The sequence below is a fragment of the Streptomyces sp. NPDC056231 genome (genome assembly GCF_048270745.1).
Lineage (GTDB): Bacteria > Actinomycetota > Actinomycetes > Streptomycetales > Streptomycetaceae > Streptomyces.
This window is the reverse complement of the sequence record NZ_JBLVKW010000055.1, coordinates 1-22,854: the sequence shown is the minus strand read 5'-3', so window position 1 is coordinate 22,854 and position 22,854 is coordinate 1. Positions and strand designations below refer to the sequence as shown.

19 protein-coding genes are annotated in these 22,854 nt (G+C 67.0%); 13 read left to right on the top strand and 6 right to left on the bottom strand.

Going from position 1 to position 22,854, the window contains the following annotated elements; translation table 11 throughout:
• Nucleotides 1–6 precede the first annotated feature (6 nt).
• The 3 genes from ACNPQM_RS31110 to ACNPQM_RS31100 all read left to right on the top strand — a co-directional run bounded on the left by ACNPQM_RS31110 (nt 7) and on the right by ACNPQM_RS31100 (nt 2,071).
• Nucleotides 7–1,266 carry a S8 family serine peptidase gene (locus tag ACNPQM_RS31110; RefSeq protein ID WP_418086583.1) on the top strand — a complete coding sequence of 420 codons (1,260 nt, stop codon included), beginning with the start codon at nt 7–9 and terminating at the stop codon, nt 1,264–1,266.
• Between the two features lie 78 nt (nt 1,267–1,344).
• Nucleotides 1,345–1,704: a WXG100 family type VII secretion target gene (locus tag ACNPQM_RS31105; protein ID WP_358860048.1), complete on the top strand. Its 360-nt coding sequence runs from the start codon at nt 1,345–1,347 to the stop codon at nt 1,702–1,704.
• A gap of 64 nt (nt 1,705–1,768) precedes the next feature.
• Nucleotides 1,769–2,071: a WXG100 family type VII secretion target gene (locus ACNPQM_RS31100; RefSeq protein WP_418086582.1), complete on the top strand. Its 303-nt coding sequence runs from the start codon at nt 1,769–1,771 to the stop codon at nt 2,069–2,071.
• Nucleotides 2,072–2,283: 212 nt separating this feature from the next.
• Here the strand turns inward: ACNPQM_RS31100 and ACNPQM_RS31095 are convergent, their stop codons facing one another.
• The 4 genes from ACNPQM_RS31095 to eccCa form a co-directional block, all read right to left on the bottom strand.
• The gene (locus ACNPQM_RS31095) at nt 2,284–2,820 is read right to left on the bottom strand and encodes a hypothetical protein (RefSeq protein ID WP_418086581.1); all 537 of its coding nucleotides are present in this window, start codon (nt 2,818–2,820) and stop codon (nt 2,284–2,286) included.
• 11 nt (nt 2,821–2,831) lie between these two features.
• Complete coding sequence (locus tag ACNPQM_RS31090; RefSeq protein WP_418086580.1) at nt 2,832–4,913, bottom strand: hypothetical protein; 2,082 nt, start codon at nt 4,911–4,913, stop codon at nt 2,832–2,834.
• Nucleotides 4,913–5,359 (bottom strand): hypothetical protein, encoded by a 447-nt coding sequence (locus tag ACNPQM_RS31085; RefSeq protein WP_418086579.1) that lies wholly within the window; start codon nt 5,357–5,359, stop codon nt 4,913–4,915. The genes ACNPQM_RS31090 and ACNPQM_RS31085 overlap by 1 nt, the downstream gene beginning before the upstream one ends.
• A 352-nt stretch (nt 5,360–5,711) precedes the next feature.
• On the bottom strand, nt 5,712–9,683 hold the full coding sequence (gene eccCa, locus ACNPQM_RS31080; protein ID WP_418086578.1) for a type VII secretion protein EccCa: 3,972 nt from the start codon (nt 9,681–9,683) through the stop codon (nt 5,712–5,714).
• 234 nt (nt 9,684–9,917) lie between these two features.
• Here eccCa and eccD point away from each other — a divergent pair, with 234 nt between their 5' ends.
• From eccD to ACNPQM_RS31045, 7 genes are all read left to right on the top strand, one after another.
• Nucleotides 9,918–11,420, top strand: a complete 1,503-nt coding sequence (gene eccD / locus ACNPQM_RS31075) for a type VII secretion integral membrane protein EccD (protein WP_418086598.1) — start codon at nt 9,918–9,920, stop codon at nt 11,418–11,420.
• Between the two features lie 278 nt (nt 11,421–11,698).
• Nucleotides 11,699–11,989, top strand: a complete 291-nt coding sequence (gene rpsO / locus ACNPQM_RS31070) for a 30S ribosomal protein S15 (RefSeq protein WP_189546018.1) — start codon at nt 11,699–11,701, stop codon at nt 11,987–11,989.
• Nucleotides 11,990–12,298: 309 nt separating this feature from the next.
• Nucleotides 12,299–14,512 (top strand): polyribonucleotide nucleotidyltransferase, encoded by a 2,214-nt coding sequence (locus ACNPQM_RS31065; protein ID WP_358860042.1) that lies wholly within the window; start codon nt 12,299–12,301, stop codon nt 14,510–14,512.
• Complete coding sequence (locus ACNPQM_RS31060) at nt 14,509–15,888, top strand: M16 family metallopeptidase (protein ID WP_358860041.1); 1,380 nt, start codon at nt 14,509–14,511, stop codon at nt 15,886–15,888. Before ACNPQM_RS31065 ends, ACNPQM_RS31060 begins: the two co-directional genes overlap by 4 nt.
• A 24-nt stretch (nt 15,889–15,912) precedes the next feature.
• A complete protein-coding gene (gene dapB / locus ACNPQM_RS31055) occupies nt 15,913–16,665 on the top strand; it encodes a 4-hydroxy-tetrahydrodipicolinate reductase (RefSeq protein WP_418086577.1) in 753 nt (250 codons plus the stop codon).
• Between the two features lie 14 nt (nt 16,666–16,679).
• The gene (locus ACNPQM_RS31050; protein ID WP_418086576.1) at nt 16,680–17,171 is read left to right on the top strand and encodes a hypothetical protein; all 492 of its coding nucleotides are present in this window, start codon (nt 16,680–16,682) and stop codon (nt 17,169–17,171) included.
• 167 nt (nt 17,172–17,338) lie between these two features.
• A complete protein-coding gene (locus ACNPQM_RS31045; RefSeq protein WP_418086575.1) occupies nt 17,339–17,875 on the top strand; it encodes a putative immunity protein in 537 nt (178 codons plus the stop codon).
• A 47-nt stretch (nt 17,876–17,922) separates the two neighbouring features.
• Here ACNPQM_RS31045 and ACNPQM_RS31040 read toward each other — a convergent pair whose 3' ends face one another.
• Together ACNPQM_RS31040 and ACNPQM_RS31035 are read right to left on the bottom strand one after the other, a co-directional pair.
• Nucleotides 17,923–18,474, bottom strand: a complete 552-nt coding sequence (locus ACNPQM_RS31040; RefSeq protein WP_418086574.1) for a hypothetical protein — start codon at nt 18,472–18,474, stop codon at nt 17,923–17,925.
• A gap of 93 nt (nt 18,475–18,567) precedes the next feature.
• Nucleotides 18,568–18,804, bottom strand: coding sequence for a hypothetical protein (locus ACNPQM_RS31035; RefSeq protein ID WP_418086573.1), 237 nt, complete (start codon nt 18,802–18,804; stop codon nt 18,568–18,570).
• Nucleotides 18,805–18,990: 186 nt separating this feature from the next.
• Between ACNPQM_RS31035 and thyX the strand changes: the two genes are divergently transcribed.
• The 3 genes from thyX (at nt 18,991) to ACNPQM_RS31020 (ending at nt 22,592) form a co-directional block, all read left to right on the top strand.
• The gene (gene thyX / locus ACNPQM_RS31030; RefSeq protein ID WP_358860035.1) at nt 18,991–19,728 is read left to right on the top strand and encodes an FAD-dependent thymidylate synthase; all 738 of its coding nucleotides are present in this window, start codon (nt 18,991–18,993) and stop codon (nt 19,726–19,728) included.
• A 151-nt stretch (nt 19,729–19,879) separates the two neighbouring features.
• Nucleotides 19,880–20,779, top strand: a complete 900-nt coding sequence (gene dapA / locus ACNPQM_RS31025; RefSeq protein WP_358860034.1) for a 4-hydroxy-tetrahydrodipicolinate synthase — start codon at nt 19,880–19,882, stop codon at nt 20,777–20,779.
• Between the two features lie 127 nt (nt 20,780–20,906).
• Nucleotides 20,907–22,592 carry a ribonuclease J gene (locus tag ACNPQM_RS31020; RefSeq protein WP_418086572.1) on the top strand — a complete coding sequence of 562 codons (1,686 nt, stop codon included), beginning with the start codon at nt 20,907–20,909 and terminating at the stop codon, nt 22,590–22,592.
• The last annotated feature ends 262 nt before the right edge of the window (nt 22,593–22,854 follow it).

Below are 22,854 nucleotides of genomic sequence, written 5' to 3'. Positions count from 1 at the left end.
GTCAGGATGACAGCAGGAATGAGCCAGACCCGGAAGTGCCGTATGTCTGCCGGATTGCGAGGACGGCTGCTTGGCACGATGGCCGTGGTCGCTGTCTGGAGCGCAGGATTTGCGGGGGTTGCCCCCTCTGCGGTGGCCGCAGACGTGCAATCGAAGCAGTGGTACCTCAACCCCATGCACGCGGAGGAGATGTGGAAGGTCACCACCGGCGAAGGTATCAAGGTTGCTGTCATCGACTCCGGTGTCAATCCATCGACGCCGTCCCTGAAGGGCCAGGTCCTGAAGGGGTTTGACGCTACAGGAGCCGACGGCGATGAATACGACGACTATCGCGGGCACGGCACAACCATGGCTGAGCTGATTGCCGGAACGGGTAAGGGTGGGGGGCTGCAAGGGCTTGCCCCGGGTGCGAAGATTATCCCGATTCGCATCACTGATACGGAATTTCAGAATGGGCGTTCGGTGAACGCCTATGACACCGAAGATGCTATCCGTGCTGCAGCGGACAGCGATGCAAAAATCATCAGCATGTCGTCTAGTAGTGATTTTTCGGATCAGAGAGAGAAGGAAGCGGTAGAGTACGCGCAAAGCAAGGGAAAGCTGTTCTTTGCGGCAGTTGGAAACAATGCCAAAAAGGGTAACAAGGAGCAATTTCCAGCTTCGTACCCGCAGGTAGTTGGCGTTGCTGCAACTGACAGCAGCGGCAAGGCTTCCGCTTACTCTCAGCACGGGGACGCTGTAGATATCGCCGCCCCGGGAGACGGGATTCCAAAGTGGTGCGACGCGAAGTTTCAGGACTATTGCGACTCTAGCGGCGGGACCAGCCAGGCCACTGCCATCACGTCAGCCGCCGCCGCCCTGATCTGGTCCGCGCACCCCGACTGGACGGCCAACCAGGTTCTGAACGTCCTCTTTGATACGGCTGGACGAGGAGACTGGGAGAAGGGCACGCTCAGCAACTACCTCGGCCACGGCATCATCCGCCCGGCCGTCAACATCCTCAGGGGCAAGGGCAACCCCGGCGCCCCGGACATCAGCCCCCTCACCAAGGAAAAGACGTCCGGCTCCTCGGCCTCCTCCACCCCGTCTGCACCAGCTTCGTCGCAGCCCGAGAAGAAAGAAACGGCTGACGGCGCCGTCGTGGCAGGTTCCAGCAAGGAGAAGGGCGACGGCACTCCCCTCGCCCTGATCATCGGCGGAGCGGCAGCGGTAGTCGTGCTCGGCGGCGGAGCCTTCGCGCTCGTTCGTAAGCGCCGCACCGCCTGACTGGCCGTAGGTTCTTGTCCCGTACCCACCGGCGAGTGAAGCCGGACCGAATAAGAGCACCAGAAAGGAAGCCGAAACATGGCCGATCAAAAGCTCTCAGATGCCGCTCTCCTCAAGCTGGAGGGTGAGCTCTCCACGCGGTTCGACTCCGTGAAAGGCCAGCTGAAGACGCTCCAGGCGACGATCGACAGCCTGGAAGGCGCTTGGAAGGGCATCGGCGCCGGCGCCTTCAACACCAAGCAGGAAGAGGTCAACCGGAAGATGGTCAGCATCGCCCATCGGCTCCTCAATTTCCAGGAGGCCATCAAGGCGGCGCGAACCATTTCAGGTAACACCGAAGACGAAATCAAGCAGGCCCTCCAGGGCGTCGACGTCGTCAGCGGGTACTCGGGTGACGCGGCTGCGGAGGCCAGAACCTCGAACCTCAACAACTTCTGATCCTGCCGCGTCCGCACCACGTACGAGGCAGTCACACCAAACCTAGATAACACGGGAGGACCGCATGCCGAACAACAACGACGGCACGATGGTTGTCACTTACGCGAGCCTGGACCTGGCCGCCGGCGCTATTGACCGGCAGAGCAAGCAGCTCCAGGAGGACCTTGCGTCCATCAAGCGGATGATCGCCAATGTGTCCGAGCTCTGGGTGGGCGAAGCCAAGAGCGCCTATGACACTGCTCAGCGCGGCTGGGACACCGACGCCACGGCAATTCACACCGCCCTGAGCGAGATCTCTCGCAAGGTGCGCGAAGCCGGTACTGCTTACCACGCCGGCGACAAGCGGGCGAGGGCCAACTTCGAGTAATTCTGAACAGAACACAGTCAGGGTGGGCACGCACGGGAGGTGCCCACCCTGACCTGTGTCCCGAACACCAAGCCGAGCACAGCGCAGCGCCCCTGCCACTAGGCGGGGATGCCGTCACCAGAATCCGGAGCAGCACCATCCCGGTCTCGGTGGCTCAGCAGGCATGGGGTCGACAGTGTTGATCTCTGTCAACTCGCGTGCGAAATTGGGTGTCAGGCCGTGCAGCCGAGAGCCTTCTTCACCTTCGGTACGAAGTCGATGGTGAAGGCCTTGATGTGCTTACGGCGTTCGGCAACGTCGCCGCCGCTCTTGAGACTGATGGTGACCAGTACGACGAGGTGGTCCGCTGTCGGGGCCGCGCAGCCCGTACTGACCATGGCGTTGTAGTCGCCCACCGCCCCCAGGCCCTCGAATGGCAGGTTCTTGATCTTCTCCCGATTCCGGAATCGGAAGCTGTCCAGGTCTCCCATGGGGTCGTAGAGCTTATCTACCTTGTCCACTTCGAGGTTTGCCACCAGCCAGTCGCCCACCGAAATCTCACAGCGCCCCTGGCTCTTCCCCTTGGTATCGATGAGCGAATCACCGACGACCTTGAGTTCTTTGCCGTCGACCAAAAACGGGTCGATCTTCTTTTCGTTCAGCGGGACCCCGCAGGCCTTTTTCGGAACGGCGTACCCCCGTCCGCCGCCGCAAGCCGTGAGGGACAGCGCGAGGCAGCAGGTGAGCACCGAGGCGGCGAGGTATTTCACAGTCGTTCTCATCACTGGTCCCCCGCGACGCCTTCGGCCTTCTTGTTTCCGTCATTGGCTGAGGCGCCGATGGTGGAGTACACACCGTGCCCCTTGGAGTACCCCTCGTGCGCCGGGTCCTCAGCCCAATTCTCGTTCTTCGCGTACCAGATGTCCGCCAGGGCGCGTAGCTCGTCGTTGCGGGCCTGGTAGGTGTCCTTGTGGTTGGCAGTGGCCGTGGCGTTGATCTCGTTCTGCTTGTCCTCGAGCCAGGCCGCGGTAATCGCGTCCACGCCGCGCTGCACCGCGTCGCCGGCTGGATGCCAGGGAGTGAGCAGACCACCGACAACGTGGTATGTCCACGTCTTCTTCCACGAGGCGTCGGTCAGGTCGCCGTCTTTCTTGTCGTTCGTCGCTTGATACCGCGCCTCCTCCAGGAAGCCGATCGTGCGGCCGGCCTTGTCCAAGCTGTCCTCCGGATGCTTTGTCTCCGTGTTGATGTCGGCGACGATCGCGCCGTGCATCTGCGTCACGAGCTCGGCGTAGGAGTCCTTGTTGCGGGAGATCTGCTTGCTGACCTCCATGAGCTGGTCGCCGTCCAGTCCATGCGACCCCAAGGGATCGCTCATCGCCTCGTGTACGGTCTTGCTGTAGCTGCCCATGGCATACGCCATGTCGTCGCGTATCTCCGGCGGGAAGTCGTTGCCCGTCGCCGCGAGGAACTTCAGGGACCGTTTCATGGCCTCCTCCTGCTCGGGAGTGTGTGGCAGGAATTCCGTTTTCGGAGCGTCTGGGCTGGACACGCCCGACACCGCCGCGAACATGGCCTTGCCCGCCGCGTCCTTGGCCGGGTTCGGGCCGTCGTTCAGCGGCGTGTCGTCGAAGTACGGACGGTCCTTCAGCACCCACTGCGCGTTGTCCTGCGGCTCCTTCGCGGTGAAGAAGTCCGTCGAGGCGTCGGGGCTGTTGGCGAGTGCCGTGAGGAAGCCCGTCATCGGGTCGCGGCCGAACTCCTCGTCACCGATGAAGTTCAGCTTCGGCTTCGGCTGCTGGTTCCAGAAGTGGTCCGGCAGCCTCATCTCCTTCTCCTTGGCGACCAGTTCATTGCCGTACTTATTGAGGAACTGATCGTCGTAGTCGCCTGTGCGCATGAGGTTGCTCATGATCTGGAAGCCCCAGATGTCACCCTGGCGGGTGTTGTACCGCTCGCCAGAGAGCCTCAGCATGTCGTTCTCCCACTGCCGCATGGCGGGGCTGTCCGACTGGGTGGCGCCGCCCAGGACGTGACCCAGGTTTTTCTGGAACTCACCGAGCTGGTCGAGCTGCGTGCGGGTCAGGTCATTCGGGCTGTCCGGGCTGGAGAGGTCCGCCCAGAACTCCAGCGTCGCCTTCGGCCCCAGTTGCGTGGCGAACTTCTCCTGGAACAACGGGTCGTTCTTGTAAGAGCCGAGCAGACCGTTCAGCTTCTGGAACTCCTCGGGCGACATCTCGTCGCCCTTCTCCTTGATCAGCTTGGCCGCTTCGTCGGCCTTGCGCAGGGCGTCGATCGCGGTGTCACGGTCGTTGTACGAGGCACCGGAGAAGCCGACCTCGGCCTGGTCGACGATGGCACGCAGGACGGTTGCGGCCGTCGTGTCGCTCTCCGTCGCCCGGTTCAAGATGCGCTGCACATCGTCCCGCAGGTGCTCCGCGTCCTGCGGAGAGTGGTCCGGAACCTCGTGGCCCTTGGCGGCGCGGTCCGGGTGGATGATCATCGTCACGGTGAAGCCGCCACCGCCGGTCTGGGTCACCGTGAGGTTCTTCTTGCGGCCCCGCTCCAAGGCCTGCTCCAACTGCTCCTTGTAGTCCACCAGCTCGTCGCGGGTGTCGTTGAGGATGTTGTGGATGGTCTTCGCCTGGGTGTGGGCGTCGGAGAATTCCCCCGACGTTTTGGTGATGAACTCACGAGAAACCGTGGCATTCAGACCGGCCCAGTCGGCCTTGTCCGCCTTCGCCTTCAGATCGTCCCGTGCGTCCGTTTCCAGCGTGGCGAGTTTGTCAACCACCCCCTTCCAGGCAGTGATGGCCTGACCGAGCTGGCTGAAGTTGGCCTGGCGCAGCGTTTCGTAGTCCATCAGCGCTGCGTCCTCTCTGTGAATCCGTCGTCCAGCGTCGATATGCTGCTCACGATGCCGTAGATGTAGTACTCGTCACCGGCGTGTGCACCCTTGGTGAAATCCATGTGATTGGAGATGTGCGCGCAGGCGTCCAGCAGGGTCTTGAGCTGCTTCTCCCAGCGCTCCTGCACATGGTCGAGCGCACCACCCAGTGCGAATCCCTGGGTGCTCAGGTCCTTCGCGGCCGTCTGGCTGATGGACCAGGCATCACGACCGTATTTGCCCAGATTGTCGAAGAGCTTGAACGCGGCGTCACCGACGGCCGCGAGGTCCTGCTGATTGACCTTCAGGTCGCCTCCGGGAGCGGGCGTGCCGCCCTCGTCCGGTACACGGTTCAGCTGCATCGCCGTGGAGCGATTCTCGACAGCCGCCGTCTTGAGCTGCTCCCACTCGTCCCAGGTCATCAGACCCCTTCCCCCGTGCAGCCTGTCCCGCCGAGTTGGATGAGAAGAATTCGATCCTTCACTCGAAAAATCAATCTGTTAATAGAACTTGACGGGAGTTTAGCTCCCACCTGGATTTCGTCTGATCTTCATGCCGTGCCCGTCCCGTTGGTCCCCATAGTCCCGGTGGCCGATGGTGCGGTCGTAGGACTGCGCCTCCTTCGTGACGGAAATGCCGGACTGCTGGAATCGGCTCTGTCCAGGGGCGGCAGCGAGCGAGCCGCCGCCCCGACGTCCGACGTGGAGAGAGCGCGGAGTACGAGGCGTGGAGGAACAGCCGCACCGGCCCGCCCCGCCCACCACGCACGCGGTGCTACTCCGCGGCCATGAGCCCGGACTGCACCAGCGGATTCCCCCGCCGCCGCGTCACGAAGACCCCGCGCCCCGGGGGCATCGGGCGCGGTCGTACGTTGCCGAGGACATCCCCCTCGATGGGGTCGCCGGAGAGCATCAGGCCCTGTGCGCCCAGCTCCATGATGCGCTGCATGAACGGCTCGTACAGGGCCCGTCCGACCCCTGCCGTGCTACGGGCGATGATGAACCGGACGCCGACGTCACGTGAGAACGGCAGCATCTCCGTGAGCTTGGCCAGCGGGTTCCCGCTGGACGTGGAGACCAGGTCGTAGTCGTCGACGACCACGTACACCGTCGGGCCCTTCCACCAGCTGCGTTCGCGCAGTTCCTGCGCCGTGACATCCGGCGACGGTGTGCGGCGCTTCATCAGGTCGTACAGCGCGTCCATGTGGTGCTCCATGTTGTTGGACATGGGCACGTACTCCGCCAGGTGCGTCGCAGGGGTGACGTCCAGGAGCGCTCGCCGGTTGTCGATGACGAAGAACTTGCAGACGTTCCCGTCGTACCTCTCGGTCAGCTGCTTGATGAGCAGCCGCAGCAGATTGGACTTCCCGGACTCGCTCTCGCCGAACACCAGGAAGAACGGGTCGCGCTCGAAGTCGAGGAAGACCGCCTCCAGGTTGTTCTCGTCGATACCGAACGCGACGCCCCGCTCCGGATGCGCGTACCCCGCGGGGAGCTCGTGCGCCGGGAGTTCGCGGGGCAGCAGCCGGACCGCCGGGGCGGGAGCCGCGGTCCAGTGCCGGGCGACCTCCTGGTTCATGGCCGCCGTTGCCTCGGAGAGGTCGCTGTCGGAGTTGATGCCGTCGATCCGCGGTACCGCGGCCATGAAGTGCAGCTTCTCCGGCGTGAGACCACGACCGGGCACGCCGGCCGGCACGTTGACCGCGGCCTTGCGGTCCAGTTCGGAGTCCATGACGTCGCCGAGCCGCAGTTCGAGCCGGTTCATCAGGTGGTCCTTGAGGTTGGCCCGGACCTCCATGGAACGCGACGCCGTGACGATCAGGTGGATGCCGTATCCGAGGCCGCGCGCCGCGATGTCCACGGCCGCCGCTTCCAGGCCCTCGTAGTCCGTGCGGAAGTTGCCCCAGCCGTCGATGATCAGGAAGACGTCGCCCCACGGCTGGTCCGTGACCGAGATGTCGCCGCGCGCCCGCAGCCTGCGGAAGGTGGCGATGGAGTCGATGCCCGCGCTGCGGAAGTACTCCTCACGCCGTGCCATGATCCCGTACACCTCGGAGACCGTACGCCGCACCCGCTCCGGGTCGAGCCGGGAGGCGATCCCACCGACGTGCGGAAGACCGGAGACCGAAGCCATGCCGCCGCCACCGAAGTCGAGTCCGTAGAACTGGACCTCCTGGGGCGTGTGGGTAAGTGCGAAGCCCGCGATGAGTGTGCGCAGCAGCGTGGACTTGCCGGACTGCGGGCCACCGGTGATCTGCATGTGGCCTGCCGCCCCGGAGAAGTCCCGGTAGAGCGTGTCGCGCCGCTGCTCGTACGGCTTGTCGACCACACCCAGGGGAACGACGAGACGGCCCGAACCCTCGAATCCGGGCTGGGTCAGCCCACGGCCCTCGACCGCGGAGAGCCCCGACAGGAGCTCGTCCAGCGACGGCGGGTTGTCCAACGGAGGGAGCCACACCTGGTGCGCAGCGGCGCCCCGGCCCTCCAGCCGCCGCACGATCACATCGAGCACCGTGTCCGCCAGGGCGTCGTCCTCCGCCGTACGCGCGTCGGGTACGGAGGCCCCGGTCTGCGGGCTCGGCTGTACGTACTGCACCGGCACCGGAGCCGCCGTGAACACCACCGGCCTGCGGTCCACCGGCAGTGGTCCGGAGGACACGGCCGCCTCGGCGCCCGAGCGGTACACCCCGGAGACGTACGCGGCCTTGAAGCGCACCATCTCGTCCGTGCCGTACTTCAGGTAGCCGGAACCGGGGACGTTGGGCAGGTGGTAGGCATCGGGCACGCCCAGCGCCGCACGGGACTCACCGGCCGAGAACGTGCGCAGGCCGATCCGGTAGGACAGATAGGTCTCCAGACCGCGCAGCCGCCCCTCTTCGAGGCGCTGCGAGGCCAGCAGCAGATGGACGCCCAGCGAACGGCCGATGCGCCCGATCTGCACGAACATCTCGATGAAGTCGGGCTTGGCGGTCAGCAGTTCGCTGAACTCGTCGATGACCAGGACGAGGGAGGGAATGGGCTGCAGCTTGGCTCCCGCGGCGCGTGCCTTCTCGTAGTCATGGATGTTGGCGTAGTTGCCCGCGTCCCGCAGCATCTCCTGGCGGCGGTTGAGCTCACCGCTGATGGAGTCGCCCATGCGGTCCACCAGCGTCAGATCGTCCGCCAGGTTGGTGATCACCGCTGCGACGTGGGGCATCTGTGCCATACCGGCGAAGGTGGCACCGCCCTTGAAGTCCGCGAGGACGAAGTTGAGTGTCTCCGAGGTGTGGGTGACGGCAAGGCCGAGGACGAGCGTACGCAGTAGTTCGGACTTGCCGGAGCCGGTGGCGCCGACGCACAGGCCGTGCGGTCCCATGCCCTCCTGCGCTGCCTCCTTGAGGTCCAGCATCACGGGACTGCCGTCCTCGCCCACGCCGATCGGAACGCGTAGCCGCTCCGCCTGGGAGCGAGCCCGCCAGGTCCTGCTGACGTCGATCGAGGCCGCGTCACCGAGGTTCAGCAGATCGGTGAATTCGAGATTGGCGAGCAGCGGCTCGTCGTCGTCCCCGCCCGAGGCTGCGCGGAGCGGCGCCAGTTGCCGGGCCAGTGCTTCGGCGGCCTCGTAACTGAGCAGGTCGGGAACGCCGTCGTAGACCAGCCCGTGCTCGGACTCCAGCTGCAGCGAATGGGGGTGCACCACGACGGACAGGCCGCCGCGTGCCCCGTTGACCTCACCCGGCACGACCTCGACGACCGTCACGCCCTGGAGGCCCTCGGCCGCAGCGAGAGCCGACACCGGCGATACGGACTGGCCGTCGAGTACGACGACGACATGAGGCTGGTCCAGGAGCGGCTGGCCATCGGGCTGGAAGCGCGGCCGGCCGTCGAGCCGGTCCGCGAGCATCTCCTCCAGCTCCGCGATGCTGGTGGTGATCAGGCGGCGGCTGCCGGCACCGTCGACGAAGTCCGGCGCCTGGACGTGCGGAAGCCACTTCGCCCATTCCCAGCGCGGGACAGCGTCCTGGCCCGTCGCGACGGCGATGATCAGATCCTCGGGGGAGTGCAGCGAGGCGAGCGCACCGACCATCGCACGGGCCGTGGAACGGACGGACTCCGCTTCGCCGCTGATGGTCAGGTGGTAGAAGGCGCGCAGCGAGACCGCCATGGGCAGGCCGTCCAGCGTGCTGTGGGTCGTCAAGAACTGCTGCATCGCCCCGGCGGTCAGCGGCTCCAGCTCATCGACCGGCGCGGTCTCGGGCGCGATGAGCGGCGTGGCGAGTTCCTGACTGCCCAGGCCGATGCGCACCTGCGCGAAGTCGGCGTCACCGACGCGGCGCTCCCACACCCGGCTGCCCTCGGCGACAAGCGCCCACAACTGCTCCGGGGACGGGTGGAGATAGAACTGTGCGTCGCGCTGTTGGCGGGCTGTCTTCAGAACGGCGCGTCGTGTCTGCGTCAGATACTTGAGATAGTCACGCCGCATGTCCGCGAGCTGCCCCTGGGTGCCCTGCCGGAGGCGGACGATCATCGCAACGGCCATGGCGATCGTCGACGCGATCATGATCATGCCCATGATGCGCATGATCGGGTTCGGGGTCATGAAGAAGAAGACGACGGAACCACCCATGCCGAGCATCGGCAGCAGCTGCATCATCATCCCCTCCTGCTGACCGCGAGGCAGCTCGGGCGGGGGTTGCAACTGCACCTGTTCGTCCGGCACTTCGGAGGGCAGGGCCCGCGGTGCGCGCTTGACGACAATCTGACTCACGGCTCACCAATTCCCTTGCCGGACAGAGCTGTTCGTATCGGCGCCCCCGTGGCGACGGGCTCCATCCGCGGGAGGATCCTACTGGCGTACGGGATGACCAGGGAGCGGTAGGGTGTCGCGACGCGAGTAAGCATTCGCTAACTACCGCAAGGAAACGGCCAATCGGGGCGCGAGCGAGGTCAGTGCTCCCGGGGTTCGTTTCAGAAGAACGATGAGGGGGAGCAGCAGGTGACTATGACGGCCCGAGCGGCAGCCACCGGATCCGGTCGGCCGGGTCCCGGAGTTCCGGCCGGCAACGGAACCGGTTTCTGCCGGGTCACGGTCGTCGCGCCCGACAGCCGCGTCGACGTGGCGCTGCCCGAGGACATCCCCGTCGCAGACCTCTACCCGGAGATCCTCCGACTGTCGGGACAGAGCCCCGCCCAGGGCGCTCCGGTCGGCTATCACCTGGTACGCCGCGACGGCACCGTCCTCGACAGCGGTCGCACCCTGGCCGGTCAACGCATCCTCGACGGCGAACTGCTGTCCCTGCGTCCCTTCTCCGAGTCGCTGCCCCCCGCGGTCTTCGACGACGTCTCCGACGCCGTCGCCACCGCCGTTGCCCGGGACCGCACCCTCTGGGGCGACAGCCTCATGCGCGGAGCAGGGCTCTTCGGCGGGTCGTTCCTGCTGGTCCTGCTCGGTTTCGTGCTGTGGAACTCCGACGCCCGGCACGACATGCACGGCCTGCCCGGCGTCCTTGCCGCTGTCGTCGCCGTACTCGCTCTCGCGCTTGCCTGCGTACGCGCGCGCGTGTACGACGACCGGGGATCGTCCACGGCTCTGGGGATCGGCGCGCTCGCGAACGCCGCGGTCGCCGGCGCCGGGCTGCTGTCGCTCGGTGCGGGCCAGGGCATCGGCAGACTGCAGTTCCTGCTCGCCTGTGCCGCCGTACTGGTGGTGGCTGTGATCCTGATGATCGCGGCCCCCGGCGGGGACGGTCTCTTCGTCGCGTTCGTGTTCTCCGCCGCCATCGGCTTGCTGGTGACCTTCGTCGCGATCACGACCGGCATGGAGCCTGTCGAGACCGCGGCGGTGTGTGCCCCGCTCTCCGTGGGTGTCCTCGCCTTCCTGCCCGGTCTCTCCACCCGCTTCGCCCGCCTCCCCATCGGCTTCGAGCCGCCCCGTACCACCGCCGGTGACTACGGGACGTCCGAACCGGCGCCGCAGGGCCCGGTCGACGCCGACCGCATTGCCGCCCAGGCGCGGCGCGGCCATGAACTGCTCGTCGGACTGGTCGGCGGATGTGCGCTGGTGGCTGTGGGCGCCGCAGCCGTCCTGGGATTCTCGGACAGCGTCCGGGGCCAGCTGCTGGCGCTCGCCACCGGAGTCGCCATGCTGATGCGCTCCCACCTGTTCCGCTACACGGCCCAGGTCGGCTGCGCGTTGGCGGCGGGTCTCGGCGCACTCGTACTCCTGGGCCTCGGTCTGTCCCTCAATCCGCCGGCCGACATGCTGCGCGAGGCCGTCGCGGGGGACAGCACCGCGCTCGACATCCGTACGATCTGGCTCACCGCAGCCGTCGCGGGCGCCGCCGCCGTGATCACTGCCATAGGGCTGATCGTGCCGCGCAGGGGCGTCACCCCGTTCTGGGGGCGCTTCCTGGAGATCGCCGAAGCGTGCGTGCTCCTTACACTCATTCCTCTGTGCCTCGCCGTTTTCGATCTTTACCACTCGATCCGCGCCCTCACCAGCTGACCCTGCGGGCCGGCCCGGCCGAACCCGGCTCAGCCGGGCAGAAGCAAGCGCGTCCGGCGATCGAGGACACCGTGGCGCCGGGGAGCCACCGGGGCACCGCCCCCAGGCAACCCGGCTCCGCCGGCCTGGTACGCTGTGTGACGGCCGTTTGTGTACGCGCTCCCGGATCACCCTGAGGGCTGCGCTCATCGGACCTTCGCCCCCGAGTAACGGAAGACCCCCTGAGATCAAGACCAGGGGCACTCGCGGGCGCATCGAACATCAAAGAGGAGTACCGCGTGTCGCTCGACGCCGCTACGAAGAAGCAGATCATGGCCGAGTTCGCCACCAAGGAGGGTGACACCGGATCCCCCGAGGTCCAGGTGGCCATGCTCTCCCGCCGGATCTCGGACCTGACGGAGCACCTCAAGACCCACAAGCACGACCACCACTCCCGTCGTGGTCTGCTGATCCTGGTCGGTCAGCGCCGCCGCCTCCTGCAGTACCTGGCCAAGAAGGACATCCAGCGCTTCCGCGCCCTGGTCGACCGCCTCGGCATCCGCCGCGGTGCGGCCGGCGGCGCCAAGTAAGACGCCGTGAAGGGAGCGGTTCCCACGACTGAGGGAGCCGCTCCCTTTGCTGTATGCACGGGACGTGTCCGGCTCGCCCGGACGACCGGAATGCCAAGCTGAGCCGATTCTCAGTAACCTGGTCCCAGAACGTCCTGCAGACGAGCGAGAAGCAGCCTCCCCGCCGCCGGTCCTCGGTAGTGGCCCCCGGACACAGCAACCCGGGTGCTTCGATCGAAGACCGGCCCGCCGATGGAGGGCTTCTCCGCTACCGTCCCCCGCCACACGGGCGTGGGGGCGAGAAGACGATATGTATCGGAGAAAACGCTAGTGGAGAACGAGACCCACTACGCCGAGGCCGTTATCGACAACGGAACCTTCGGCACCCGCACCATTCGCTTCGAGACGGGCCGCCTGGCCAAGCAGGCCGCCGGCTCCGCCGTTGCGTACCTGGACGACGACACCATGGTGCTGTCGGCCACCACCGCGTCCAAGAAGCCCAAGGACCAGCTGGACTTCTTCCCCCTCACGGTCGACGTCGAGGAGCGGCAGTACGCCGCCGGCAAGATTCCCGGCTCCTTCTTCCGCCGCGAGGGCCGCCCCTCCGAGGACGCCGTCCTCACCTGCCGTCTGATCGACCGGCCGCTGCGCCCCTCCTTCAAGAAGGGCCTGCGCAACGAGATCCAGATCGTCGAGACGGTCATGGCGCTCAACCCCGACCACCTGTACGACGTGGTCGCGATCAACGCCGCCTCCTGCTCCACGCAGCTGGCGGGCCTGCCCTTCTCCGGCCCGATCGGTGGCACCCGTGTCGCCCTGATCAAGGGCCAGTGGGTCGCGTTCCCGACGCACACCGAGCTCGAGGACGCCGTCTTCGACATGGTCGTCGCCGGTCGCGTCCTCGAGGACGGCGATGTCGCGATCATGATGGTCGAGGCCGAAGCCACCGAGAAGACCATCCAGCTCGTCAAGGACGGCGCCGAGGCCCCGACCGAGGAGATCGTCGCCGCCGGTCTCGAGGCCGCGAAGCCGTTCATCAAGGTCCTCTGCAAGGCCCAGTCGGACCTCGCCGCCAAGGCCGCCAAGCCCACCGGTGACTTCCCGGTCTTCCTCGACTACCAGGACGACGTCCTGGAGGCGCTCACCGCCGCCGTCAGCACCGAGCTCGCCAAGGCGCTCACCATCGCCGGCAAGCAGGAGCGCGAGGCGGAGCTGGACCGCATCAAGGAGATCGCCGGCGAGAAGCTGCTCCCGCAGTTCGAGGGCCGCGAGAAGGAGATCTCCGGTGCCTACCGCGCGCTGACCAAGAAGCTGGTCCGTGAGCGCGTCATCAAGGACAAGGTCCGCATCGACGGCCGTGGCGTCACGGACATCCGTACGCTCGCCGCCGAGGTCGAGGCCATCCCGCGCGTGCACGGCTCGGCGCTGTTCGAGCGTGGGGAGACCCAGATCCTGGGCGTCACCACCCTCAACATGCTCCGCATGGAGCAGCAGCTGGACACCCTCTCCCCGGTGACCCGCAAGCGCTACATGCACAACTACAACTTCCCGCCGTACTCCGTCGGTGAGACCGGCCGCGTGGGCTCGCCCAAGCGTCGCGAGATCGGCCACGGTGCACTTGCCGAGCGCGCCATCGTGCCGGTGCTGCCGTCGCGCGAGGAGTTCCCCTACGCGATCCGCCAGGTCTCCGAGGCGCTGGGCTCCAACGGCTCGACGTCCATGGGCTCGGTCTGCGCCTCCACCATGTCGCTGCTGAACGCCGGTGTGCCGCTCAAGGCCGCCGTCGCCGGTATCGCCATGGGTCTGATCTCCCAGGAGATCGACGGCAAGACCCACTACGTCGCCCTGACCGACATCCTCGGTGCCGAGGACGCGTTCGGTGACATGGACTTCAAGGTCGCCGGCACGAAGCAGTTCGTCACCGCGCTGCAGCTCGACACCAAGCTCGACGGCATCCCCGCGTCGGTCCTGGCCGCCGCGCTGAAGCAGGCCCGTGACGCCCGCCTCCACATCCTCGATGTGATGAACGAGGCCATCGACGTCCCGGACGAGATGTCCCCGAACGCCCCGCGGATCATCACGGTCAAGATCCCGGTGGACAAGATCGGTGAGGTCATCGGCCCCAAGGGCAAGATGATCAACCAGATCCAGGAGGACACCGGCGCCGACATTACGATCGAGGACGACGGCACCATCTACATCGGTGCCCAGCAGGGCTCGCAGGCCGAGGCCGCCCGCGCCACGATCAACGCGATCGCCAACCCGACCATGCCGGAGGTCGGCGAGCGCTACCTGGGCACGGTCGTCAAGACCACCACCTTCGGTGCGTTCGTCTCCCTCATGCCGGGCAAGGACGGCCTGCTGCACATCTCGCAGATCCGCAAGCTCGCCGGTGGAAAGCGTGTGGAGAACGTCGAGGACGTGGTCGCGGTCGGAGCCAAGGTCCAGGTCGAGATCGCCGAGATCGACTCCCGCGGCAAGCTCTCCCTCATCCCCGTGATCGAGGGCGAAGAGGACGAGAAGAAGGACGACGCCGCCAAGTGACGTCCCGTAGTTCCGTGACGACGGCCCGCGCCTCCTTCGAGGCGCGGGCCGTCGCCCGTACCCAAACGCTTCTCAAGGGCAGCAACGGCGTCGGCACCGTCCGCCGTACGGTCCTCCCCGGCGGTCTGCGGATCGTCACCGAGACCCTGCCCTCCGTACGTTCCGCCACCTTCGGGATCTGGGCCAACGTCGGATCACGCGACGAGACGCCCACGCTGAACGGCGCGACGCACTACCTCGAGCACCTTCTCTTCAAGGGCACGGACCGGCGCAGTGCCCTCGACATATCGTCCGCGATCGACGCGGTCGGCGGCGAGATGAACGCCTTCACGGCGAAGGAGTACACCTGCTATTACGCGCGGGTCCTCGACACCGACCTGCCGCTGGCCATCGATGTCGTCTGCGACATGCTGACCGGCTCGCTGATCGCCCCCGAGGATGTCGACGCCGAGCGTGGCGTCATCCTCGAAGAGATCGCGATGACCGAGGACGACCCGGGCGACTGCGTGCACGACCTGTTCGCGCACACGATGCTCGGCGACACCCCCCTCGGCCGCCCGGTCCTCGGCACCGTCGACACGATCAACGCGCTCAGCCGCGGCCAGATCGCCCGCTTCTACAAGAAGCACTACGACCCGACCCACCTGGTCGTCGCCGCGGCGGGCAATGTCGACCACGCCACCGTCGTCCGCCAGGTCCGCCGGGCCTTCGAGCGCGCCGGCGCGCTGACCCGCACCGACGCCGTCCCGGTCGCACCGCGCCAGGGATCCCGCACCCTGCGCACCGCAGGCCGGGTCGAGGTACTGAACCGCAAGACCGAGCAGGCCCACGTCGTCCTCGGCATGCCCGGTCTGGCCCGCACCGACGAGCGCCGCTGGGCACTCGGGGTGCTCAACACCGCCCTCGGCGGCGGCATGAGCTCCCGCCTCTTCCAGGAGGTACGGGAGAAGCGCGGCCTCGCCTACAGCGTGTATTCGTACACCTCGGGCTTCGCTGACTGCGGGCTCTTCGGCGTGTACGCGGGCTGCCGGCCCAGCCAGGTCCACGACGTCCTGAAGATCTGCCGTGACGAGCTCGACCGGGTAGCGTCCGACGGCCTGAGCGACGAGGAGATCGGCCGGGCCATCGGCCAGCTCTCCGGCTCCACCGTCCTCGGTCTGGAGGACACCGGTGCGCTGATGAACCGTATCGGCAAGAGCGAGCTGTGCTGGGGCGAGCAGATGTCGGTCGACGACCTGCTGTCCCGGATAGCGCAGGTCACCCCCGATGACGTCCGGGCGGTGGCCGGCGAAGTCCTCGGACAGCGACCGTCGCTCTCCGTCATCGGTCCGCTCAAGGACAAGCAGGCCGGCCGCCTCGATGAAGCGGTCTCCTAACTCCACCCGTAAGGAAGCAGAGCAATGAGCAAGCTGCGCGTGGCCGTTCTCGGCGCCAACGGCCGCATCGGATCGGAAGCCGTACGAGCCGTCGAGGCCGCCGACGACATGGAACTGGTGGCCGCTCTCGGCCGAGGCGACAGGCTGGAGACCCTCGCCGAGAACGACGCCCAGGTCGTGGTCGAACTCACCACGCCCGGGTCGGTGATGGGGAACCTCGACTTCTGCGTCCGGCACGGCATCCACGCGGTCGTCGGCACAACCGGCTGGACCGATGAACGGCTCGCGCAGCTGAACACCTGGCTCTCCGGCTCCCCGGAGACCGGTGTGCTCATCGCGCCGAACTTCTCCATCGGCGCAGTCCTCACCATGAAGTTCGCCGAGCAGGCAGCCCGCTACTTCGAGTCCGTCGAGGTCATCGAACTGCACCACCCCAACAAGGTCGACGCCCCGTCCGGCACCGCCACCCGCACCGCCCAGCTGATCGCCGAGGCCCGGCGGAAGGCCGGCTGCGCACCGCAGCCGGACGCCACGGCCACGGCGCTCGACGGCGCCCGCGGCGCGGACGTGGACGGGGTCCCGGTCCACGCGATCCGGCTCCGCGGCCTCCTGGCCCACCAGGAAGTGCTGCTCGGGAGTGAGGGAGAGACCCTCACCATCCGTCACGACTCCCTGCACCACAGCAGCTTCATGCCGGGCATCCTGCTCGGCGCACGCCGCGTGGCGACCACCCCGGGCCTCACCTTCGGCCTGGAACACTTCCTCGACCTCAACTGACTGAGCCCACCGCCATGCGCGCAAAGATCACTTATCTCGTCACCGCTGCCGTCCTGGTCTTCTACTTCGTCCTGGTCGGCAGCCGGGGCGTGCTCCTCATCGAGAACGGCACGCTGCTCACGGTCACCTTCGGGATCGCGGTGCTGATCCTGCCGGTGATCGGTATCTGGTTCCTCTGGAAGAACACCCAGTTCGTCCGCAGGGCCAACGCCCTCGCTGCGGAGCTGGACGCCGAGGGCGGCCTGCCGGTCGACGAACTGGTCCGTACCGCGGGAGGCCGTATCGACCGCGACTCGGCCGACGCGGTGTTCGCACGACGCCGCGAGGAGACCGAGGACTCCCCGGACGACTGGCGCTGTTGGTTCCGCCTCGCCGTCGCCTACCAGGACGCCCGGGACACCCCGCGGGCCCGCAAGGCCATGCAGCGTGCCATCGCCCTGCACATGAACCCGACGCCGACGGGCGCACCGGGTTCGGCCGCCACCTCCGTCCCGTCCGACGGCTGAGGACATCGTTCGAGCGCGTACGGCGGCCGAGAACAGAACCGGCCGCCGTCCGCCATGTCCATGCCGCAGCCGGGACGGGTGTCGAGTTCGGTCACCGCGAGGGTGTCGCCGGCCCGGCACGCAGTGAGTGCCTCACGCCCCCCGGCGACCTGCGGCAGGATGGAGTCGTGCCAACTGAGTCGGACAGGATCGAGCTGAGCGAACACGAACTCCGCGAGATCGCGGGCTACGCGGCTGATTGTGCGCGCAGGGCGCTGTCGATCTTCGAACAGAATCTTCCTGCCGACACGCGCCCGCGCGACGCCATCTATGCAGCACCCGCTTTCGCTGGGGGCGGCCGGCGCACGGGTGCTCTGCGGCAGAGCGCGTGGGCGGCCTACCGAGCGGCACGCGACGCCGCTTCACCCGCTGCGGCCGACGCGGCACGAGCGGCGAGCCACGCGGCCGCCGCTGCGTACCTTCATCCCAAGGCAAGCGCTCATCAGGTGAAACACATTCTCGGTGCGGCAGCGCATGCGGCACGAGCAGAAGAGCTGGCATCCGAAGAAGGCCGGCGTGCCACCGCGAGGACCACCCTTGTATGGGCGCGTCATCATGCGCCAACAGCGGTCACCGCGGTGCTTGGCCGGCTGCCCGCCGCACCTCCCGGAGGCGGGCGCGTGGGAGAGATCATTCGCGATCTCGACGCCGCTCTCCGTGCCTGAGGGCAACCGGATACCGGAGGCCCGCGGAGGGAATGACGGGACAGCCCTCAACCGCGCCGGTACTCGCCCCCCCACGCCTCGATCGTGTCGGCGGCCCGGTCGAACGCCTCGCCCCGCCCGAGGAAGTCCGCATTGCAGTCGGTGAGCAGCGGCGGCACGGCCTGGCCACCCTTCCGTACGACGATCAGAGCCTGACCCTGCACGGTGCGCGGGAATCCGAGCCACTTCACCGGCTGCTGCACCGTACGGACCGTGGCGGCCCGGTCCCACGGCACGGTCGTCGTCACCAGGAAGCCCACTCGCCGCACTCCGTGCCGGCTCACCCAGGCACCCATCCGCAGCAGTCGCAGGGCGCAGATGATCACCACGAGGGCGAGCCCGACACACAGGGCAGCCCCGGGCATCGCCCCGGCAAACGCGGTGACCATGCCCGCGATGAGCACGAACGAGGCGAGCAACAACAGGATGGCTGCAGCCGCGACCCGCCACGGCCCGGGGCGGTAGGGGCGCCGCCAGCTGTCGTGGTCGTCGAACGGCAGCGCAATGTCCTCAGCGCTCGCGTCAAACGCGCGGTCGGCCGTCAGAAAGGGCAGGGGCACGACTGATCCTCACTCACAAGCATGCTCGATTGCTGTGCCCGGTGAGGCTACCGAGCAGGCCCCTGCCCCTACCACCCCAGGGGTCCGTACGAGTCAGCGGTGGGCGGCCTCGGTCTGCTGGCTGTGCGACGGAGCCCGCTCCGGGGCAAGGGCGGGAAGGCCGAGGAGCAGTGATCCGGCGAGACCGGCGATCACGGTCAGCCCAACGAGCGAGCGGGCCGCCAGCTGCGAGACGGTGGCGCGCTCCCGGGGCGGCGGGGTGACGTTGCTGCGGAATCGGTCGGCCTCGGCCACGAAAGCGAACGGGACGGCTTCACGCCGGCGGAACATGAGGAAGCTCTCCTTGAACTCTGATAGAGGCAATGCTATTGAGTCAGACGCACGGCGGGCCCGTTCGGTGCCCCGAATCGCCGAATTCGCCGAAGAAATCCTCGGGCAGAGCTTCTGAGGCGCGTTGTCAGTAGCGGCCCGTAGAGTGGGCGCCGCCCGAGCGACGCAATTGGAAGGACCCCGCCGGTGACCGAGACCCCCGAGCCCGCAAAGCCCAGCTTCCGCAGCGATGTGACCGTCGAGCTGGTGAAGCACTCCGCGGCCGACTCCGACGTCCTGTTTGCCGCCCGTGTGTCCACGGCCGGAGAGCAGTCCCTCGAAGAGGTCACCAAGGACCCGGAGCGCTCGAAAGGACTCATCAACTTCCTGATGCGGGACCGTCACGGATCCCCGTTCGAGCACAACTCGATGACGTTCTTCATCAGCGCACCGATCTTCGTGTTCCGCGAGTTCATGCGCCACCGCGTCGGCTGGTCGTACAACGAGGAATCGGGCCGCTACAGGGAGCTGGAGCCGGTCTTCTACGTTCCCGATGAGGCCCGCAAGCTCGTCCAGCAGGGCCGCCCCGGCAAGTATGAGTTCGTCGAGGGCACCGCGGCCCAGCAGGAGCTCACCGGCCGCGTGATGGAGGACTCGTACCGCCAGGCGTACGAGGCGTACCAGGAGATGCTCGCCGCCGGCGTCGCCCGCGAGGTCGCCCGGGCCGTACTTCCGGTCGGCCTGTTCTCATCGATGTACGCCACGTGCAACGCGCGCTCGCTGATGCACTTCCTCGGTCTGCGCACCCAGCACGAGCTGGCGAAGGTCCCGTCCTTCCCGCAGCGTGAGATCGAAATGGTCGGCGAACAGATGGAGGAGCACTGGGCGCGGCTCATGCCGCTCACCCATGCAGCCTTCAACAAGAATGGACGCGTAGCCCCGTAAGCGGTGTCCGTATTGCGACGTTTCGTGAAGTTCATCTAGGCTGATCAAACGGACCCGGCACTGCTTGAACCCCCGAGCAGGCAGTGCCGGGCTCCTCTCCCTCTCCCCCCGAGGGACGACCGGGCGCTGAGCAGCGAGTAGCGTGTTACCCATGGCTCCGATCTCCACTCCGCAGACTCCCTTCGGGCGGGTCCTCACCGCCATGGTCACGCCCTTCACGGCGGACGGCGCACTCGACCTCGACGGCGCCCAGCGGCTTGCCGCCCACCTGGTGGACGCAGGCAATGACGGCCTGATCATCAACGGCACCACCGGCGAGTCCCCGACCACCAGTGACGCGGAGAAAGACCAGCTCGTACGGGCGGTCCTGGAAGCTGTAGGGGACCGGGCCCATGTCGTCGCCGGCATCGGCACCAACGACACCCGCCACAGCATCGAACTCGCCCGCACGGCCGAGCGCTCCGGCGCCCACGGCCTTCTCGCGGTCACGCCGTACTACAACAAGCCGCCGCAGGAAGGCATCTTCCGCCACTTCACGGCGATCGCGGATGCCACCGGTCTCCCGGTGATGCTCTACGACATTCCCGGCCGCAGCGGTGTGCCCATCGACACAGAGACGCTGGTCCGGCTCGCCGAGCACCCGCGTATCGTCGCCAACAAGGACGCCAAGGGCGACCTCGGCCGCGCAAGCTGGGCCATCGCCCGGTCAGGACTCGCCTGGTACTCGGGCGACGACATGTTGAACCTCCCGTTGCTCTCGGTCGGCGCAGTCGGCTTCGTCTCCGTCGTCGGCCACGTCGTCACCCCCGACCTGTGCGCCCTCATCGAGGCGTATCTCGGCGGCGACGTCCAGAAGGCCACCGAGATCCACCAGAAGCTCCTGCCGGTCTTCACCGGCATGTTCCGCACCCAGGGTGTGATCACCACCAAGGCCGCATTGGCGCTCCAAGGTCTGCCCGCAGGCCCGCTGCGCCTCCCTCTGGTGGAACTCACCGACCAGGAAGCGGCCCAGCTCAAGATCGACCTCGCCGCCGGTGGGGTACAGCTGTAACCACAGACTTCACAACTGAATAAGCGAAGAACACCCACAAGAGCGACGTCAGAGAACAGCAAGTGCACGAATGACATGCACGCCACGTGCCTCAGCGGTACGTGGCGTGCGTGGTAAGGAGAGTCTTTTGAGTCATCCGCATCCCGAACTCGGCACCCCGCCGAAGCTCCCCAAGGGCGGCCTCCGCGTCACCCCGCTCGGCGGCCTCGGCGAAATCGGCCGCAACATGACGGTCTTCGAGTATGGCGGCCGCCTGCTCATCGTCGACTGCGGAGTGCTCTTCCCCGAGGAGGAGCAGCCCGGAATCGACCTGATCCTGCCCGACTTCTCCACGATCCGGGACCGCCTCGACGACGTCGAGGGCATCGTCCTCACGCACGGCCACGAGGACCACATCGGCGGCGTCCCGTACCTGCTGCGCCTGAAGCCGGACATCCCGCTCATCGGCTCCAAGCTGACCCTCGCACTGATCGAGGCGAAGCTTCAGGAGCACCGGATCCGTCCGTACACCCTCGAGGTGGCGGAAGGGCAGCGTGAGCGCATCGGTGTCTTCGACTGCGAGTTCGTCGCGGTCAACCACTCCATCCCGGATGCCCTCGCGGTCGCCATCCGCACCCCCGCGGGCATGGCCGTCGCGACCGGTGACTTCAAGATGGACCAGCTGCCGCTGGACGGCCGTCTCACCGACCTGCACGCCTTCGCCCGGCTGAGCGAGGAGGGCATCGACCTCCTCCTCTCCGACTCGACGAATGCAGAGGTGCCCGGCTTCGTACCGCCCGAGCGGGACATCTCCAACGTCCTTCGCACGGTCTTCGCGAACGCCCAGAAGCGCATCATTGTGGCGAGCTTCGCCAGCCACGTGCACCGTATTCAGCAGATCCTGGACGCGGCACACGAGTACGGCCGCCGGGTCGCCTTCGTCGGCCGTTCGATGGTCCGCAACATGGGCATCGCCCGCGACCTCGGTTATCTGAAGGTCCCCGCGGGCCTGGTCGTCGACGTCAAGACCCTCGACGACCTGCCGGACGACGAGGTCGTGCTGGTCTGCACGGGCTCGCAGGGCGAGCCGATGGCCGCGCTGTCCCGGATGGCCAACCGCGACCACCAGATCCGGATCGTCCAGGGCGACACGGTGATCCTGGCGTCGTCCCTGATCCCGGGCAATGAGAACGCGGTCTACCGCGTGATCAACGGCCTGACCCGCTGGGGCGCCAACGTGGTCCACAAGGGCAACGCCAAGGTCCATGTCTCGGGCCACGCTTCGGCCGGCGAACTGCTGTACTTCTACAACATCTGCCGGCCGAAGAACCTGATGCCGGTGCACGGCGAATGGCGTCACCTGCGGGCCAACGCCGAACTGGGCGCCCTTACCGGTGTTCCCAAGGACCACATCGTCATCGCCGAGGACGGCGTCGTGGTCGACCTCATCGACGGCAAGGCCAAGATCGTCGGCAAGGTCCAGGCGGGTTACGTCTACGTCGACGGCCTCTCGGTCGGAGACGTCACCGAGACCTCCCTCAAGGACCGCCGCATCCTCGGCGACGAAGGCATCATTTCGGTCTTCATCGTGGTCGACAGCACATCCGGCAAGATCACGGGCGGCCCCGATATCCATGCCAGGGGTTCCGGTATCGACGACGCGGCATTCAGCGCCGTCGTACCGAAGATCGAGGAAGCGATCAACAAGTCCGCCCAGGACGGCGTGATGGAGCCGCACCAGCTGCAGCAGCTCGTCCGCCGCACGATGGGCAAGTGGGTATCCGACACCTACCGTCGGCGCCCGATGATCCTCCCCGTCGTCGTCGAGGTCTGACCCTCCGACAGGCGCGAACTCCGGAGCGGGGCCCCCGATTTGCATCGGGCGCCCCGCTCCAGTACGTTTACGGCTCCGCCTGACCGGGAAGCAGCCGGCGCACTCGTGCGCAGTGGCAGCCCCGAGCGGGTCGGAAATTCCGACTCAGAACTTCTGATAAAGTCGGGTCCGCCGAAAGGCAAAGGCCACTCCAAAGGCCACCGGAATCAAATTCGGACCGGAAACGGAAACGAAAAAGAGTCTGGTAAGGTTGGAACCGCCG

Excerpts from the sequence above, each read along its gene's own strand:
- dapB (WP_418086577.1), top strand. The coding sequence starts at position 15,913 with ATGAGCAAGCTGCGCGTGGCCGTTCTCGGCGCCAACGGCCGCATCGGA.
- ACNPQM_RS31050 (WP_418086576.1), top strand. The coding sequence starts at position 16,680 with ATGCGCGCAAAGATCACTTATCTCGTCACCGCTGCCGTCCTGGTCTTC.
- ACNPQM_RS31090 (WP_418086580.1), bottom strand. The coding sequence starts at position 4,913 with ATGGACTACGAAACGCTGCGCCAGGCCAACTTCAGCCAGCTCGGTCAG.
- ACNPQM_RS31100 (WP_418086582.1), top strand. The coding sequence starts at position 1,769 with ATGCCGAACAACAACGACGGCACGATGGTTGTCACTTACGCGAGCCTG.
- ACNPQM_RS31105 (WP_358860048.1), top strand. The coding sequence starts at position 1,345 with ATGGCCGATCAAAAGCTCTCAGATGCCGCTCTCCTCAAGCTGGAGGGT.
- ACNPQM_RS31085 (WP_418086579.1), bottom strand. The coding sequence starts at position 5,359 with ATGACCTGGGACGAGTGGGAGCAGCTCAAGACGGCGGCTGTCGAGAAT.
- dapA (WP_358860034.1), top strand. The coding sequence starts at position 19,880 with ATGGCTCCGATCTCCACTCCGCAGACTCCCTTCGGGCGGGTCCTCACC.
- ACNPQM_RS31110 (WP_418086583.1), top strand. The coding sequence starts at position 7 with ATGACAGCAGGAATGAGCCAGACCCGGAAGTGCCGTATGTCTGCCGGA.
- eccD (WP_418086598.1), top strand. The coding sequence starts at position 9,918 with ATGACGGCCCGAGCGGCAGCCACCGGATCCGGTCGGCCGGGTCCCGGA.
- ACNPQM_RS31035 (WP_418086573.1), bottom strand. The coding sequence starts at position 18,804 with ATGTTCCGCCGGCGTGAAGCCGTCCCGTTCGCTTTCGTGGCCGAGGCC.